The organism is Streptomyces sp. NBC_00377 (assembly GCF_036075115.1).
Taxonomy (GTDB): domain Bacteria; phylum Actinomycetota; class Actinomycetes; order Streptomycetales; family Streptomycetaceae; genus Streptomyces.
On sequence record NZ_CP107958.1, the window covers coordinates 1,663,933 to 1,678,998 of the forward strand.

General features: G+C 71.2%; 12 protein-coding genes. 7 read left to right on the forward strand and 5 right to left on the reverse strand.

Going from position 1 to position 15,066, the window contains the following annotated elements; all coding sequences use genetic code 11:
- Nucleotides 1-20: 20 nt before the first annotated feature.
- Genes OHS71_RS07345 through OHS71_RS07355 form a run of 3 tightly spaced genes read right to left on the reverse strand, consistent with a single transcriptional unit; the run spans nt 21 to nt 3,190 of the window.
- Nucleotides 21-860: a carbohydrate ABC transporter permease gene (locus tag OHS71_RS07345; RefSeq protein WP_328478009.1), complete on the reverse strand. Its 840-nt coding sequence runs from the start codon at nt 858-860 to the stop codon at nt 21-23.
- Between the two features lie 7 nt (nt 861-867).
- Complete coding sequence (locus OHS71_RS07350) at nt 868-1,860, reverse strand: carbohydrate ABC transporter permease (RefSeq protein ID WP_328478011.1); 993 nt, start codon at nt 1,858-1,860, stop codon at nt 868-870.
- A 10-nt stretch (nt 1,861-1,870) separates the two neighbouring features.
- On the reverse strand, nt 1,871-3,190 hold the full coding sequence (locus tag OHS71_RS07355; protein WP_328478013.1) for an ABC transporter substrate-binding protein: 1,320 nt from the start codon (nt 3,188-3,190) through the stop codon (nt 1,871-1,873).
- Between the two features lie 232 nt (nt 3,191-3,422).
- Between OHS71_RS07355 and OHS71_RS07360 the strand changes: the two genes are divergently transcribed.
- Nucleotides 3,423-5,216 carry a coagulation factor 5/8 type domain-containing protein gene (locus OHS71_RS07360; RefSeq protein WP_328478015.1) on the forward strand — a complete coding sequence of 598 codons (1,794 nt, stop codon included), beginning with the start codon at nt 3,423-3,425 and terminating at the stop codon, nt 5,214-5,216.
- A gap of 211 nt (nt 5,217-5,427) precedes the next feature.
- On the opposite strand, the gene fusA is transcribed toward OHS71_RS07360, so the two are convergent.
- On the reverse strand, nt 5,428-7,494 hold the full coding sequence (gene fusA, locus OHS71_RS07365) for an elongation factor G (protein ID WP_328478017.1): 2,067 nt from the start codon (nt 7,492-7,494) through the stop codon (nt 5,428-5,430).
- Nucleotides 7,495-7,965: 471 nt separating this feature from the next.
- The gene (locus tag OHS71_RS07370) at nt 7,966-8,664 is read right to left on the reverse strand and encodes a nucleotidyltransferase domain-containing protein (protein WP_328478019.1); all 699 of its coding nucleotides are present in this window, start codon (nt 8,662-8,664) and stop codon (nt 7,966-7,968) included.
- A 462-nt stretch (nt 8,665-9,126) separates the two neighbouring features.
- Here OHS71_RS07370 and OHS71_RS07375 point away from each other — a divergent pair, with 462 nt between their 5' ends.
- The 6 genes from OHS71_RS07375 to OHS71_RS07400 all read left to right on the forward strand — a co-directional run bounded on the left by OHS71_RS07375 (nt 9,127) and on the right by OHS71_RS07400 (nt 14,899).
- A complete protein-coding gene (locus OHS71_RS07375; protein ID WP_328484431.1) occupies nt 9,127-9,921 on the forward strand; it encodes a hypothetical protein in 795 nt (264 codons plus the stop codon).
- A gap of 77 nt (nt 9,922-9,998) precedes the next feature.
- Nucleotides 9,999-11,180 carry an NAD(P)/FAD-dependent oxidoreductase gene (locus OHS71_RS07380; protein WP_328478021.1) on the forward strand — a complete coding sequence of 394 codons (1,182 nt, stop codon included), beginning with the start codon at nt 9,999-10,001 and terminating at the stop codon, nt 11,178-11,180.
- Nucleotides 11,177-11,476, forward strand: a complete 300-nt coding sequence (locus tag OHS71_RS07385) for a (2Fe-2S)-binding protein (protein WP_328478023.1) — start codon at nt 11,177-11,179, stop codon at nt 11,474-11,476. The genes OHS71_RS07380 and OHS71_RS07385 overlap by 4 nt, the downstream gene beginning before the upstream one ends.
- On the forward strand, nt 11,469-12,881 hold the full coding sequence (locus OHS71_RS07390; protein WP_328478025.1) for an FAD/NAD(P)-dependent oxidoreductase: 1,413 nt from the start codon (nt 11,469-11,471) through the stop codon (nt 12,879-12,881). Before OHS71_RS07385 ends, OHS71_RS07390 begins: the two co-directional genes overlap by 8 nt.
- Before the next feature lie 43 nt (nt 12,882-12,924).
- Nucleotides 12,925-13,854 carry a dihydrodipicolinate synthase family protein gene (locus tag OHS71_RS07395; protein WP_328478027.1) on the forward strand — a complete coding sequence of 310 codons (930 nt, stop codon included), beginning with the start codon at nt 12,925-12,927 and terminating at the stop codon, nt 13,852-13,854.
- Between the two features lie 43 nt (nt 13,855-13,897).
- Nucleotides 13,898-14,899, forward strand: coding sequence for a proline racemase family protein (locus OHS71_RS07400; protein ID WP_328478029.1), 1,002 nt, complete (start codon nt 13,898-13,900; stop codon nt 14,897-14,899).
- Nucleotides 14,900-15,066 lie beyond the last annotated feature (167 nt).

Genomic DNA, 15,066 nt, shown 5'->3' on the forward strand with positions numbered 1-15,066 from the left:
TTCGGGATCGGGGTGGTTGCTCACTTCACGGCTCCGGCTGTCAGTCCGGCGACGAGGTAGCGCTGGAGCAGCAGGAAGCCGGCCACCACGGGCACGCTGACGACCAGCGAGGCGGCCATGATCTGGTTCCAGTAGACGTCGTTGAGGGTGGAGTAGCCCTGGAGTCCGACGGCGAGTGTGCGGGTGGTGTCGTTGGTCATGACAGAGGCGAAGAGGACCTCTCCCCAAGCGGTCATGAAGGCGTAGACGGCGACCGCCACGATGCCGGGGACCGCGGCCGGGACGACGATCCGCAAGAGCGCGCCGAGCGGACCGCAGCCGTCGACCAGCGCCGCCTCGTCGAGGTCGCGCGGCACGGAGTCGAAGTATCCGATCAGCATCCAGATCGAGAAGGGAAGGGAGAACGTCAGGTACGTCAGGATCAGCCCGCCGCGCGAGCCGAACAGCGCGATGCCGGTGGCGTTGCCGATGTTGACGTAGAGCAGGAACAGCGGGAGCAGGAAGAGGATGCCGGGGAACATCTGCGTCGACAGCACGGTGACCGTGAAGACCCGCTTCCCGCGGAACTCGTAGCGGCTCACCGCGTAGGCGCTGAACACGGCGATCACCACCGAGCAGACCGTGGCGGCGCCCGCCACGATCAGCGAGTTCACGAAATAGCGGGCGAGCGGGACCGTGGACCAGATGTCGATGTACGGGCGGACGGTCAGGCCGCTGGGCAGCCAGCGGAACTCGCCCGTGACGTCCGCGAGCGGCTTCAGCGAGCTGGAGACCATCACGTACACCGGCAGCAGTACGAAGCCGGTGAGCAGGGTGAGGAAGATCCGCCGGGACCAGAGGAAGGAACTCGGTGGTGACATGGGCGAGTTATTGCGCATGGGAAGCCCTCCGCCCGCGCGAGGTGACCGCCAGGTAGACGCCCGTGACAGCCAGCAGGAAGACCAGCAGCAGGACCGACATGGCCGAGCCCGTGCCGAAGTTCCACGTCACGAAGGACGCTTGGTAGATGTGGACGGAGATGAGGTCCGCGGCCTCCGGGGCGGCCCTGCCGAACAGCACGAACGGTGTGTTGAAGTCGTTGAACGTCCAGAGGAACAGGACCAGGACCAGGACCTGGTTGACCGGGCCCAGGGACGGCAGGGTGATGCGGCGGATCCGCTGCCACATGCCTGCGCCGTCGAGCGCGGCGGCCTCGTACAGCTCACCCGGGATGTTCTGAAGGCCGGCCATGACGATGAGGAAGGCGAACGGCCAGCCCTTCCACACCGACACGGTCAGCAGGGCGTAGAAACTGTTGTCGCCGATCAGCCAGAAGGAGCGCTCGTCGGTGAGGTGCAGTTGGTCGTGCAGGACGTGGTTCACCAGTCCGTTGTCGTGCTGGAACATGAACACCCAGGTGATCACGGCCGCGTAGACCGGCAGGGCGTAGGGCACCAGGAAGAGTGCCCGCAGCAGCCCCCGCCCGCGGAAGGTGTCCTGCATGAAGATCGCCGCCGCGGTGCCGATGAGCCAGCACAGGCCGACCGAGAGCAGGGTGAAGCCGACGGTGACGAAGAACGAGTGCAGCATGGCCTCGCCGACGGGAGCGTCGAAGTCCACCGACATCCGGTAGTTGTCGAGCCCGGACCAGGGGGCCGTGCCCCAGTCGCGGATGTAGAACTGGGTCAGCTCCTTGAAACTCATCACGATGCCGATCACCATCGGCACCAGATGGACGAGGAGTTCGAGGGCCAACGCCGGCAGGAGCAGCAGGTAGGGCAGTCCGATCCGGCGGATCCTGCCGGGGCGCGGGTGCGGTTCCCGGCCGGCGTCGGTGCGTACGCGAGGTTTCTCGACCTCGGCTGTGGTGGTCCCGCTCACTTCGTCGCCGTCACTTCGCCGGCATCTGCTGCTGGGCCTTGGCGAGTTCGGCCTTCACGGAGTCGGTGGTCACCGGCCGGCCTGCGGCCGCGTCGGCGAACAGTTCCTTGACGGCCGTTCCGACCACCGTCTCGAACTGGGACTCGTCGGCGACCTGCGGCAGCGCGGCGGCGCTCTTGGCGAGGGTGTCCTTGAGGACCGCGTTCGCCGGGGAGTTGAACGCGGCGTCCGACTGCGCGGAGGCGACCGGCGGGATGGTGCTGTAGGCCGTGTTGAGGATCTTCTGCTCCTCGTCGCCGGTCATGAACTTCACGAATTCGCTCGCACCGCCGAGGTTGTCGGTGTTCTTGAAGACGGCCAGGTTGATGCCCGCGACCATCGAGTTGACCTGGGCGCCGGCGCCGGGAGCACCGGACTGCACCGGCACGGGGGCGATGCCGTACTTGTCCTCGCTCATGCCCTGGGACTTGAGGTTGGCGGACGCGGACTGCCACAGCAGCATCGCCGTCCTGCCCTTGGCGAAGTCGCTCACGGACTGGTTCTGCGCGTACTCGGCGTTGCCCTGCGGGATGGCCTTGTCCTTCGCCATCAGGTCGACGTACTGCTTGACCGCCGAGACCGCGCCGTCGGACGTGAAGTCGGGCTTGCCGTCGGCGGTGAAGAAGTCGGCGCCGTGCTGTTTGGCGAAGACGAAGGCGTGGTGGATGTTCTCCGAGACGTTCGCGCCCTCGGCGCCCAGGACCTGCTTCCCCTTCGCCTGGATCTTCTTGCCGTCGGCCACCAGCTCGGCCCAGGTGGCCGGTGGGTGCGTGATACCGGCGTCGGCGAAGATCTGCTTGTTGTAGTAGAGCGCGTAGGCCATCGAGTACAGCGGCACGGCCGCCGGGTCCTTGCCCTGCGCTCCTGTCGAGCCGAGCGCGGAGGCGACGAAGCGGTCCTTGCCGCCGATCTTCGTGAACTCCGCGTCGCTCCACGGCAGCAACGCGCCCGTGGCCTGGAGCGACGCCGACCAGGTGTTGCCGATATTGAGCACGTCGGGGCCCTGACCGGAGGTGGCCGCCGTCAGGATGCGGTTGAGCAGGTCCGACCAGGGGACGACCTCCAGCTTCACCTTGATCCCGGTCCGCTTCTCGAACTTGTCGAGTTCCGGCTGGAGGACCTTCTTGTCCGCCTCGATGCTCGCGCCCTGGTTGGAGGCCCAGTACGTCAGCGTCTTCGGCGAGTCGTCGGAGCCCCCGCCGTCCGTCGAGCTGCCGCCTCCACAGCCCGTGGCCGCGAGGGCGAGTGACATGACGACGGCTCCTGTGGCCGCGGCTCGGATGGTGCGCATGGGTCGGCTCCCGGTGTCATCAGGGCTTAATTTAGGACGTGAGTTAAACCTCGGAAGAGGACGGCGTCAAGAGCTCCGGCACAGTCCGGGGAACTCCGGTCCCACCACTTGACGCGCACGTTCGGGTAGTTGAAGCATTCAGCGCTGAGAGAGCGCTCTCAGCTCAGCGACCGTTCACTTCCTTAAATCAGCCGTTCACCTGTCGAGCGGCCTGGACCGAGGAGAGCCGCCCATGCCCCACACCCCGCCGCTCAGGACACCCGCCGTGCGCCGCCGAGCAGTCCTGGCGGCCGCCGCCACGGCCGCGGCCGCCCCCGCCCTCGCCGGACTCGCCTCCACCCCGGCCTCCGCCGCCCCGCGCGGCAAGCGTCCGCGCGCCCTGCCGGGCGGCGGCGACCTCGGCCCGAACGTGCTCGTCTTCGACCCCTCGACCCCGGACATCCAGGCCCGGCTGGACGCGGTGTTCCGTGAGCAGGAGTCGGCCCAGTTCGGCACCGGACGCTACGCGTTGCTGTTCAAGCCCGGCACCTACCACGGCCTCAACGCCCAACTCGGCTTCTACACCTCGATCGCGGGCCTCGGTCTCTCCCCCGACGACACGACCATCAACGGGGACGTGACCGTCGACGCGGGCTGGTTCGGCGGCAACGCCACCCAGAACTTCTGGCGGTCGGCGGAGAACCTGGCGCTCGTCCCGGTCAGCGGCACCAACCGATGGGCCGTCGCCCAGGCGGCTCCCTTCCGCCGGATGCACATCCGCGGCGGCCTCAACCTCGCCCCGTCCGGGTACGGTTGGGCCAGCGGCGGCTACATCGCCGACAGCCGAATCGAAGGCGAGATCGGCCCGTACTCGCAACAGCAGTGGTACACCCGGGACAGCGCGATAGGCAGCTGGCTCAACGGCGTGTGGAACATGGTGTTCTCGGGGGTCGAGGGCGCCCCCGCCCAGAGTTTCCCCAACCCGCCCTACACCACACTCGACACCACCCCGGTCTCACGGGAGAAGCCGTTCCTGTACGTCGACGGCGGCGGGTACCGCGTGTTCCTGCCCGCGAAGCGGACCGACGCACGCGGCGTCAGCTGGGGCAACGGCACACCGCGCGGCAGCTCACTGCCCCTGTCACGGTTCTACGTCGCCAGGCCGGGCGTGTCCGCCGACACCCTCAACCAGGCGCTCGCACAGGGGCTGAATCTGCTGCTGACTCCGGGGATCTACCACCTCGACCAGCCGATCCGGGTGACCCGCGCCAACACCGTTGTGCTGGGCCTCGGTTACGCCACCCTGATCCCGGACAACGGCGTCACCGCGCTGAAGGTGGCCGACGTCGACGGGGTCCGGCTGGCCGGCTTCCTCGTCGACGCCGGACCGGTGAACTCCGCGACCCTGCTGGAAGTCGGTCCGCCCGGAGCCTGGCGCGACCACTCCGCGAACCCGACGACCGTCCAGGACGTGTTCGTCCGGATCGGCGGGGCGGGCCCCGGCAAGGCCACCACCAGCATGGTGGTCAACAACCGTCACACGATCGTCGACCACACCTGGGTCTGGCGCGCCGACCACGGCGAGGGCGTCGGCTGGGAGACCAACCGCGCCGACTACGGCGTCGTCGTCAACGGCCACTACGTGCTGGCCACGGGCCTGTTCGTGGAACACTTCAACAAGTACGACGTGCAGTGGAACGGCCAGCGCGGCCGCACCATCTTCTTCCAGAACGAGAAGGCATACGACGCGCCGAACCAGGCCGCGATCCAGAACGGCACGGTGAAGGGCTACGCCGCCTACAAGGTCGGCGCCGGCGTCACCACCCACGAGGGCTGGGGCCTCGGCAGCTACTGCTACTACAACGTCGACCCGACCATCGTCCAGCATCATGGCTTCGCCGCCCCGAACGTCCCGGGGGTGAAGTTCCACGACCTGCTGGTGGTCTCGCTGGGCGGCCAAGGACAGTACGAGCACGTCATCAATGACCTCGGGGCGCCGACCTCGGGCACCTCGACGGTGCCCTCGACCGTGGTGTCCTACCCCTGACCCCTGTCCCCTGGCCACCCGCCACCTGGTCCCCGACCTGCCGCTGAGCCGCGCGTTCCGATGTCCGCCCCCCGGTCCGTACCCCGTACGCCAGGCGTACGCGGCACGAACCGGCAGGCGGACCCCGCGCCCCACGACCTCGCGAAGGCGGGGTCGTGGGGCGGCCGGGGGCCACTGCCTCGCGGGGTGGCGTCGCAGGCCCCGTCAGGAGCTACTGCCTCGCCGCCACCGGCGCCGGGGCGTAGCCCGTCGGCCGGGCCGAGAAGGTGCCCCGGCCCTGCGTCCGGCTCCGCAACCGGGTCGCGTAGCCGAACAGTTCGGCCAGCGGCACGGTGGCGGTGACCACCGCCGAGCCGCCGCGGACCGCCGAGTCGGTGACCCGCCCGCGCCGGGCGGCCAGGTCTCCGAGGACCCCGCCCACCGCATCCTCGGGGACGGTGACCGTCACCTCGACGACCGGTTCCAGCACGACCATCGCACAGCCGCGCAGGGCCTCCCGCAGCCCGAGCCGGCCGGCCGTGCGGAACGCCATCTCCGAGGAGTCCTTCACATGGGTCGCCCCGTCCGTCAGGGTGACCCGCAGCCCGGTGACCGGATGACCGCCCACGGGACCCTCGGCGAGGGCGTCCCGGCAGCCGGCCTCGACCGCACGGACGTACTCCTGCGGCACCCGTCCCCCGACGACGGCCGAGCGGAACGCGAAACCCGTGTCCGCACCGCCTTCGCCGGAATCCGCGCCGAGCGGCTCCACGTCGAGAACGACATGTGCGAACTGGCCCGCCCCGCCGTCCTGTTTGACATGCCGGAAGACCAGACCGGACACCCCGCGGGCGACCGTCTCCCGGTACGTCACCCTCGGACGGCCGACGTTGACCTCCAGACCGAGGCTGCGGCGGATCTTCTCCACCGCGACCTCCAGATGCAGTTCACCCATGCCCGACAGGACCGTCTGACCGGTCTCCGGGTCGGTCCGGACCACCAGCGACGGGTCCTCCTCGGCCAGTCGGCCAAGTGCCGAGGCCAGCCGGTCGGCTTCGGTGCTCGTGCGCGACTCCACCGCCACGGAGACGACCGGGTCGGCGACCCCCGGCGGCTCCAGGACGACCGGCGCCTCCGGCGCGCTCAGAGTCGACCCCGCACGGGCCGACTTCAGCCCGACCACGGCCACGATGTCCCCCGCGACCGCGCGCTCCAGCTGGGCATGCCGGTCGGCCTGCACCCGCAGGATCCGGCCGACCCGCTCGGTACGCCGCGCGCCCGACTCCCACACCACGTCTCCCTTCTCGAGGGTGCCCGAGTACACCCGCAGGTAGGTGAGCCGACCGGTGGCGGTGGCGGCCACCTTGAACGCGAGAGCCGCGAACGGGGCCGCCGGGTCGGCGGGCCGCAGTTCGTCACCGCCAGGCACACCGCGTACGGGCGGCACGTCCAGCGGCGACGGCAGATAGGCGACGACGGCGTCGAGCAGCGGCTCGATGCCACGGTTGCGGTAGGCCGAGCCGCACAGCACGACCACTGCGTCACCCGTGCGCGTCAGATCGCGCAGCGCACCGGAGAGGGTCTCGGCACAGAGCGTCTCGCGGTCGCAGAACTCCTCCAGTGCGGCCGGGTGGCGCTCCGCCACCGCCTCCTCCAGCAGCCGGCGGCGACGCAGCGCCTCCTCCCGCAGGTCCTCCGGTACGGCGTCCTCCACTGCGCTCTCGCCGCCGTCGCCCCAGGTCAGTGCCCGCATGCGCAGCAGGTCGACGACGCCGGTGAAGCCGTCTTCGGAGCCGATCGGCAGCTGCACCACCAGGGGAACCGGATGGAGACGTTCACGGATCGACGTCACTGCGGCGTCGAGGTCGGCGCCCACCCGGTCCAGCTTGTTGACGAACGCGATCCTCGGCACGCCGTGCCGGTCGGCCTGCCGCCACACGGACTCGCTCTGCGGCTCCACGCCCGCGACGGCGTCGAACACCGCCACCGCCCCGTCGAGCACCCGCAGCGAGCGTTCCACCTCGTCGGCGAAGTCGACGTGCCCGGGGGTGTCGATCAGGTTGACGCGGTGACCGTCCCAGTCGCAGCTGACGGCCGCGGCGAAGATGGTGATCCCACGGTCACGCTCCTGGGGGTCGAAGTCGGTGACGGTCGTGCCGTCGTGGACCTCGCCGCGCTTGTGCGTGGTCCCGGTGGCGTACAGGATCCGCTCGGTGACGGTGGTCTTGCCGGCGTCGACGTGGGCGAGGATGCCCAGGTTGCGGACTACGGAGAGCTGACGGTCGAGGTTGTTGCGCACGGCCCTTGGCCTTTCGGGGTGTTCCGAGAACGGGCAGCGCGATTTCCCGACGAATGCCGGAGCACGGAGTTGACGCACCGCCAGACGCACTGCCTGCGCAGTGCGTCAAGGGCGCGTTGCCGTGTTCAGGGCTTCGTCAGGACGCCCGGTGCAGGCCGCGCAGCGAGCACCGGACGGCCGAAGACACGAGGATCACCTCGTAGCGGGAGCGGGGAGCGACGACAGCGGTGTGGACACGCATGGCCGGGCTCCCCTCGTTCGTCTCGGTCCGGCGCCGCCCATGTCGTGGGCCGCACTCGGTGTGGGCGAGTGTAGGGGGCAACTCGCACATGCCGCAGGTGATTTATCGCGACCGTGCCCCACGGCCTCCGCGTCGCTCGCGGCACCCCCGGCGCCGCTCCGGCACCCCTCGGCGCATCCCCGCGCATCCCCGGCACCCCGGCGCGCCCCCGCCCGGAGCGCGCCCGGCGTTCAGGCCGGTGTGCTCTGCGCCTGTGTGTAGAACTGCCTCCGCACCCGGCGCAGCCAGGCGTCTGCGGCGGTCTCGTCCGGCTGCTCGGGCAGTGCGCTGCGCGTCTCGGCGAACGCCTCCTCGAAGTGGCGCAGCAGCGGCGCAGCGGCTTGAGGATCGGCGGCGACCGACTCGCCGAACCTGTGGTAGCTCTCCGGGTCGTCGACACGGATCGACAACCGCCCGGTGGCGTAGAGCTCGTAGCCCTGGGTGCACAGCCGCTTGAGGTGGCGGGCGTGCTTGGCGATCCGCTTGTCCGAGGACAGGGGGGCTTCACTGCGGTTCTGAAGTTTCCGGAACTGCTGTGTGGCATAGCCGAGATAGGCGTCGCGGACCCGCCGGGCGCTGAGCAACGTCGTGCGCAGGCCGATGAGTTCGTCGCCGAGCGGGGTCCGCACCTCGTACAGCTCGTCGGGCAGCCAGACGAGTTCCATCACGGTCGGATTGCCGCCGAGGGCGAGCCTGCACCACTTCGCCGCCTCGTGCACGGTGCGGTCGGGTGCCGTGCTGACGTGCGACTCCTTCGGCTGGTGCAGACCGAGCAGTTCGTCGGTGGGGGCGGCGAACATGCCGAGGCGGTCCACGTCGGAGCCTTCGTGGGCGAGCCCGTAGGCGGTCGAACCGACGATTCCGGACAGCAGGATGTTGGTGACGGTCACAGGTGCCCCCGGTGGTTCCCCTGATGGTGTGCGCGTGCCCCCGTGGCCGGGTTGCAGGACCGCCATGATGCCCCGGCTCCCGTCTCCGGGACCACCTCGTTTTTCCCGCCGCGCCCGGCCGCCACCGTCCGTTCCCCGCGCGTCCCGCTCCGCCCGCCGGTCACCCGTACGGCTCAGTGCGCTGGTCGAGCGGCCCGGCCGGTGGTGCCGTGGAGGGGCAGAGACAGCGCCACCAGAGCTCAGACAGTGCCCGGGAAGCATCCAGGTCGACGAGAGGAAACCCTCGGGAACCCGCCCGGGGCGCGTCCACGCGGGGACCGGCCCCGCCCCGCCCCGTCCCCGAACCGTCCTCAGGAGGTATCCGTGACCAGTCCTCGCCAGTCGTCCCGCCCGTCCACCCCGGCCCGTCCCTCCGGCCCGTCCGGTCCTGCCGGTCCGACGCGTCCCGGCCGGCCGACCCGGGTGCTGGCCGCCGCTCTGGCTGTCGGGACGCTGCTCGCCACGGCGGCGGCCTGTTCCGACGGGGACGACAGCGCGTCGAGCGCGTCGAGCGCCTCGACCTCGCCGACGGGCACACGGACCGCCGCCCCGTCCCCCACCGTCACGCCGCTCACCCAGGCCGGCGCGCAGACGGCACTGATCACCGAGGGGGACCTGGAGGACGACTGGACGCAGGTCAAGAGCGCGGCGAGCTGGCGGGACCGGATGCTCATCGGCACGGTCGACGCCGCCCAGTTCCTCACCGGCAAGACGCAGGCCGCCGACTGCCAGCGCCTGCTGGACGGGCTCTACGACGAAGACCTCCTCGGGGCCCCGCCCGGCCCCTCGGCCCTCACCGGATTCACCGAGGGCAACTCCCGGCTGCTCTACCAGGTCGCGGCCTACCGGTCGGCCTCCCTGGACGACTCGCTGGACTGGCTGAAGTCCCTGCCGACCGCGTGCGACCAGTTCAACGCGGTCGCCTCCGACGGGACCACCCGTACCGTGCAGGTCGTCGAGGCGTCCCTGCCCGACGCGGGCGACGCCCGGCAGGGCCTCACCGTGACGGTGGCGGGTCCCTCCGGCGGCACCCCGGTCACGCTCACCATGGACGTCGCCGTCGTACGGGTCGGCGACGACGCGATCACGGTCACCAACGGCGGTTCGGACGGCGCGGATCACGACAGCACCAAGGCCGCGGTCAGCCATGGCACCACACGGCTCAAGGACGTACGGGAAGGCCGTTCCCCGGCGCCCGAGCCCAGCGAGTTCGACTGAGCGTGCCGGAGCACTCGGGCCTCTCCCCCCGCTCCGGCCTTCTTCCCCGCCTCGGGACCATGTGACATATTACTGCCGTGACCAAGCGACCGAGCGGTGACGTCGTGGTCGTCGGCGCCGGCATGGTGGGCGCCGCCTGCGCGCTGTACGCGGCCCGTGCCGGGCTGGACGTGATCCTGGTCGACCGTGGCCCGGTGGCCGGCGGCACGACCGGCGCCGGTGAGGGCAACCTCCTCGTCTCCGACAAGGAGCCCGGCCCCGAACTGCAACTGGCTCTGCTGTCGGCCCGGTTGTGGAGCGAACTGGCCCAGGAGCTGGGCGGGGCCGTCGAGTACGAGCCGAAGGGCGGTCTCGTCGTCGCCTCCACGCCCCGGTCGCTCACCGCTCTGACGGAGCTGGCGTCCCGGCAGCGCGCGGCCGGTGTGACGACGGCCCAGGTGGACACGGAACAACTCCGCGAGCTGGAGCCCTGCTTGGCGCCCGGGTTCGCCGGTGGCGTGCTGTATCCGCAGGACGCCCAGGTCATGCCCACCCTGGCCGCGGCCCGCCTCGTCCGGGCCTCGGGTGCACGTCTGGAGACCGGCCGCACGGTGACCCGGGTCCTGCGCGACACCGACGGCGCCGTACGGGGCGTACGCACCGACCGGGGCGACATCCTGGCGCCGGTCGTGGTGAACGCGGCCGGCACCTGGGGGGCCGAGGTCGCCGCGCTCGCGGGGGTACGGCTGCCGGTGCTCCCCCGCCGCGGTTTCGTGCTGGTCACGGAGCCGCTGCCGCGCCGGGTGCGGCACAAGGTGTACGCAGCCGACTACGTGGCCGACGTGGCGAGCGACTCGGCGGCCCTCCAGACGTCACCGGTCGTCGAGGGGACCGCCGCCGGCCCCCTCCTGATCGGCGCGAGCCGTGAACGGGTCGGCTTCGACCGGTCCTTCTCGCTACCGGTCGTGCGCGCCCTGGCGGCGGGCGCGACAGGTCTGTTCCCGTTCCTGGAGCACGTACGGGCCATGCGCACCTACCTCGGCTTCCGCCCCTATCTGCCCGACCACCTGCCCGCCGTCGGGCCCGACCCCCGGGTGCCCGGGCTGTTCCACGCCTGCGGACACGAGGGCGCCGGCATCGGGCTCGCGACCGGCACCGGCCACCTCGTCGCGCAGACACTCACCGGCAAACGCCCCGAGGTGGACCTGAGCCCGTTCCGTCCCGACCGCTTCGACCACCCCGAGCATCGTGACCGCTTCGCCGAGGAGGCCGCGCCATGAATCCCCTGAAACCGGCCCGCGCGCACCCGGGCGCTCCGTTCACCCTCACCTTCGACAGCCGGGAGATCGAGGCGCTGCCCGGCCAGACGATCGCCGCCGCGTTGTGGGCGTCCGGCGTCACCTCGTGGCGCACCACACGGGACGGAGGGCGGGCACGTGGCGTCTTCTGCGGCATCGGCGTGTGCTTCGACTGCCTGGTGACCGTCGACGGCCGTCCGAACCTACGGGCCTGCCTGGTACCGGCGGCGCCGGGCACGGACGTCCGGACACAGGAGGGGACGGGTCACGATGACTGAGCACCGCCCGGTGCTGGCGGTGATCGGCGCGGGCCCGGCCGGCCTCGCCGCCGCCCTGGCAGCCGGGAGCCGGGGGGTGCGCGTGGTACTGATCGACTCCGCCGCCGAGGCGCGCGGCCAGTTCTACCGGCAGCCCGCACCGGGACTCGGCGCCCGGCGCCCACAGGCCCTTCATCACCAGCGGCGCACCTGGGAACGACTGCGTGCAGGGCTGGACACCCACCTCGCCGCCGACCGCGTGACACACCTGAGCGACCGTCATGTGTGGTGCGTGGAACGTGATTCGACCCGCTTCACCGTGCACGCGCTGGTCGGTCCGGAGCAGGAGCGGTCCGTGGCGGTCCGCGCCGACGGGGTACTGCTGGCGACCGGCGGTTACGAGAAGGTCCTGCCGTTCCCCGGCTGGACGCTGCCCGGCGTGGTCGCCGCGGGCGGCGCTCAGGCGCTGCTGAAGGGCGGGCTCGTACTGCCCGGCCGTACGGCGGTCGTGGCCGGCACGGGCCCGCTGCTGCTTCCCGTCGCCACGGGCCTGTCGGCCGCGGGCGCGCGGGTCGCCGCCCTGGTGGAGTCCACCGCTCCGGGAGCGTTCGTACGCCACACCCGGCTGTGGTCGACCGCCCCGGCGAAACTCACCGAGGGCGTCGTCCACGCGACGCGACTCCTGCGCGACAAGGTGTCCGTGCTGACCCGTCATACGGTGTCGGAGGCGCACGGTACCGAGCGGCTGGAGTCCGTCACCGTCGCCGCACTGGACGCCGAAGGCCGACCGGTACCCGGCACGGAACGGCGTATCGCCTGCGACATTCTCGCCGTCGGGCACGGCATGCTGCCGCACACCGACCTCGCGGACGGACTCGGCTGTCGCCTCGACGGGCCGCGCGTGTACGCGGACGACGAGCAGCGCACCGACGTCCCGGGCGTCTGGGCCGCCGGCGAGACCACGGGGATCGGCGGCGCGGCCCTGTCGCTCGCCGAGGGGCACATCGCGGGACGGTCGGCGGCGGCGAGGCTGGCGGGCGGTGTTCCCGACCCGCGGGAGTGGGCCCCGGCCGCCCGGGCCCGTACGCGGTCGCGGTCGTTCTTCGCGGCACTCGAATCCGCGTACGCCACCCGGCCGGTCCGCTGGACGGAGCAGGTGACCGACGAGACCGTCGTGTGCCGCTGCGAGGAGGTGACCGCCGGCGCCGTCCGTGAGGCTGTCGGGACGCTCGGCGCGGGTGACCTGCGCACGGTGAAGCTGCTGACCCGGGCCGGAATGGGCTGGTGTCAGGGCCGTATGTGCGAGCCCGGGGTGGCAGGCGTCGCGGGATGCGAACTCCTTCCCGCCCGGAGAATGCTGGCCCGCCCCGTGCCACTGGGCGTGCTGGCCGCGTCGGCCGAGCACACGGCGACACCCGGACAGTGATATGTCACATAGGACCAGGACCACATCCCGAAGGGACCGCCGCATGACCGATTCCACCGCCTCCATCCCTGCCCCCGCCGGTATCGTCCCCGAGCGCCCCTGGCGAGGCGTGCTCGTCGCCACCGCGCTCCCGCTGCGGGACGACCTCTCCGTGGACTACGACCGGTACGCCGACCACTGCTCCTGGCTGGTGGCGAACGGCTGCGACGGCGTCGTGCCCAACGGTTCGCTGGGCGAGTACCAGGTGCTGACGCCCGGGGAACGGGCCCAGGTGGTCGAGACGGCGGTGGCCGCGATCGGCGGAGCACGCGTGATGCCCGGCGTCGCCGCCTACGGGTCGGCGGAGGCGCGCCGCTGGACCGAGCAGGCGGCCGAAGCGGGCTGCGCGGCGGTGATGCTGCTCCCGCCCAACGCCTATCGCGCGGACGAGCGTTCCGTCATGGCGCACTACGCGGAGGTCGCGGCCGCGGGCCTGCCGGTCGTGGCGTACAACAACCCCATCGACACCAAGGTCGACCTGGTGCCCGAACTCCTGGCCAGGCTGCACGGCGAGGGGTACGTCCAGGGCGTCAAGGAGTTCTCGGGTGACGTCCGCCGCGCCTACCGGATCGCTGAACTGGCGCCCGAGCTGGACCTGTTGATCGGCGCCGACGACGTGCTGCTGGAGCTGGCGGTGGCGGGCGCCAAAGGCTGGGTGGCCGGATACCCCAACGCCCTGCCGAAATCCTCGGTCGAGCTCTACCGGGCTGCCGTGGCCGCCGACCTCACCACCGCGCTCACCCTCTACCGTCAGCTCCACCCGCTGCTGCGCTGGGACTCGCGCGTCGAGTTCGTCCAGGCGATCAAGCTGTCGATGGACATCATGGGCCGCCACGGCGGCGGCTGCCGCCCGCCACGGCTCCCGCTGCTGCCGGACCAGGAGGCGACCGTCCGCGCGGCCACCGAGAAGGCCGTCGCGGCCGGGCTGGCGTAGCGGCCGCCGCCCTGACCGACTCCCGTACAGAGAAGGAGACTTCGTGCGCAGCAAGCTCGTCCTGCACGCCGTCGACTCGCACACCGAGGGCATGCCCACCCGTGTGATCACCGGCGGGATCGGCGCCATCCCCGGTGCGACGATGAACGAGCGCCGACTGTACTTCCGTGAACACCGCGACGACATCAAGCAGTTGCTGATGAACGAGCCGCGGGGTCACTCCGCGATGAGCGGCGCGATCCTCCAGCCGCCCACCCGGCCCGACTGCGACTGGGGCGTCGTCTACATCGAGGTCTCGGGCTATCTGCCGATGTGCGGGCACGGCACGATCGGGGTGGCGACGGTGCTCGTGGAGACGGGCATGGTCGAGGTCGTCGAACCGGTCACCACGATCCGTCTGGACACCCCGGCCGGCCCGGTCGTCGCCGAGGTGGCGGTCGAGAACGGCGCGGCCACGTCCGTGACCTTGCGCAACGTTCCCTCCTTCGCGGTCGCGCTGGACCGGAGGGCGACACTGCCCGACGGACGTACGGTGACGTACGACCTGGCGTACGGCGGCAACTTCTACGCGATCCTGCCGCTGACGGAGTTCGGACTGCCCTTCGACCGCGCCCGCAAGGACGACATCCTGCAAGCCGGACTGTCTCTGATGGAGACGATCAACGCCGAGGACGAGCCGGTCCACCCGGAAGACCCGTCCATCCGCGGCTGTCATCACGTCCACCTGTACGCGCCCGGCGCCACCGCCCGCCGTTCCCGGCACGCGATGGCCATCCACCCGGGCTGGTTCGACCGCTCGCCCTGCGGTACCGGCACGAGCGCGCGCATGGCACAGCTGCACGCGCGAGGTGAACTGCCGCTGCACACCGAGTTCGTCAACGAGTCCTTCATCGGCACGCGCTTCACGGGCCGGCTCCTCGGCACGGCGGACGTCGCCGGTCATCCGGCGGTGCTGCCCAGTTTCACCGGCCGCGCGTGGATCACGGGGACGGCCCAGTACCTGCTCGACCCGACGGACCCGTTCCCGGCGGGGTTCGTCCTGTGACACCGGGCGTTGCCTCGCCGGACACGGGCTCCGGCGGACAGCGGCACGGGCGTCTGCCGTCTGCCGTCCGCCGTCTGCCGTCTGCCGTCTGCCGTCTGCCGTCTGCCGGGACATTGGGACAATGGTGAGACGTGATATTGCACAGGTGCCCATGACACGCTGACATG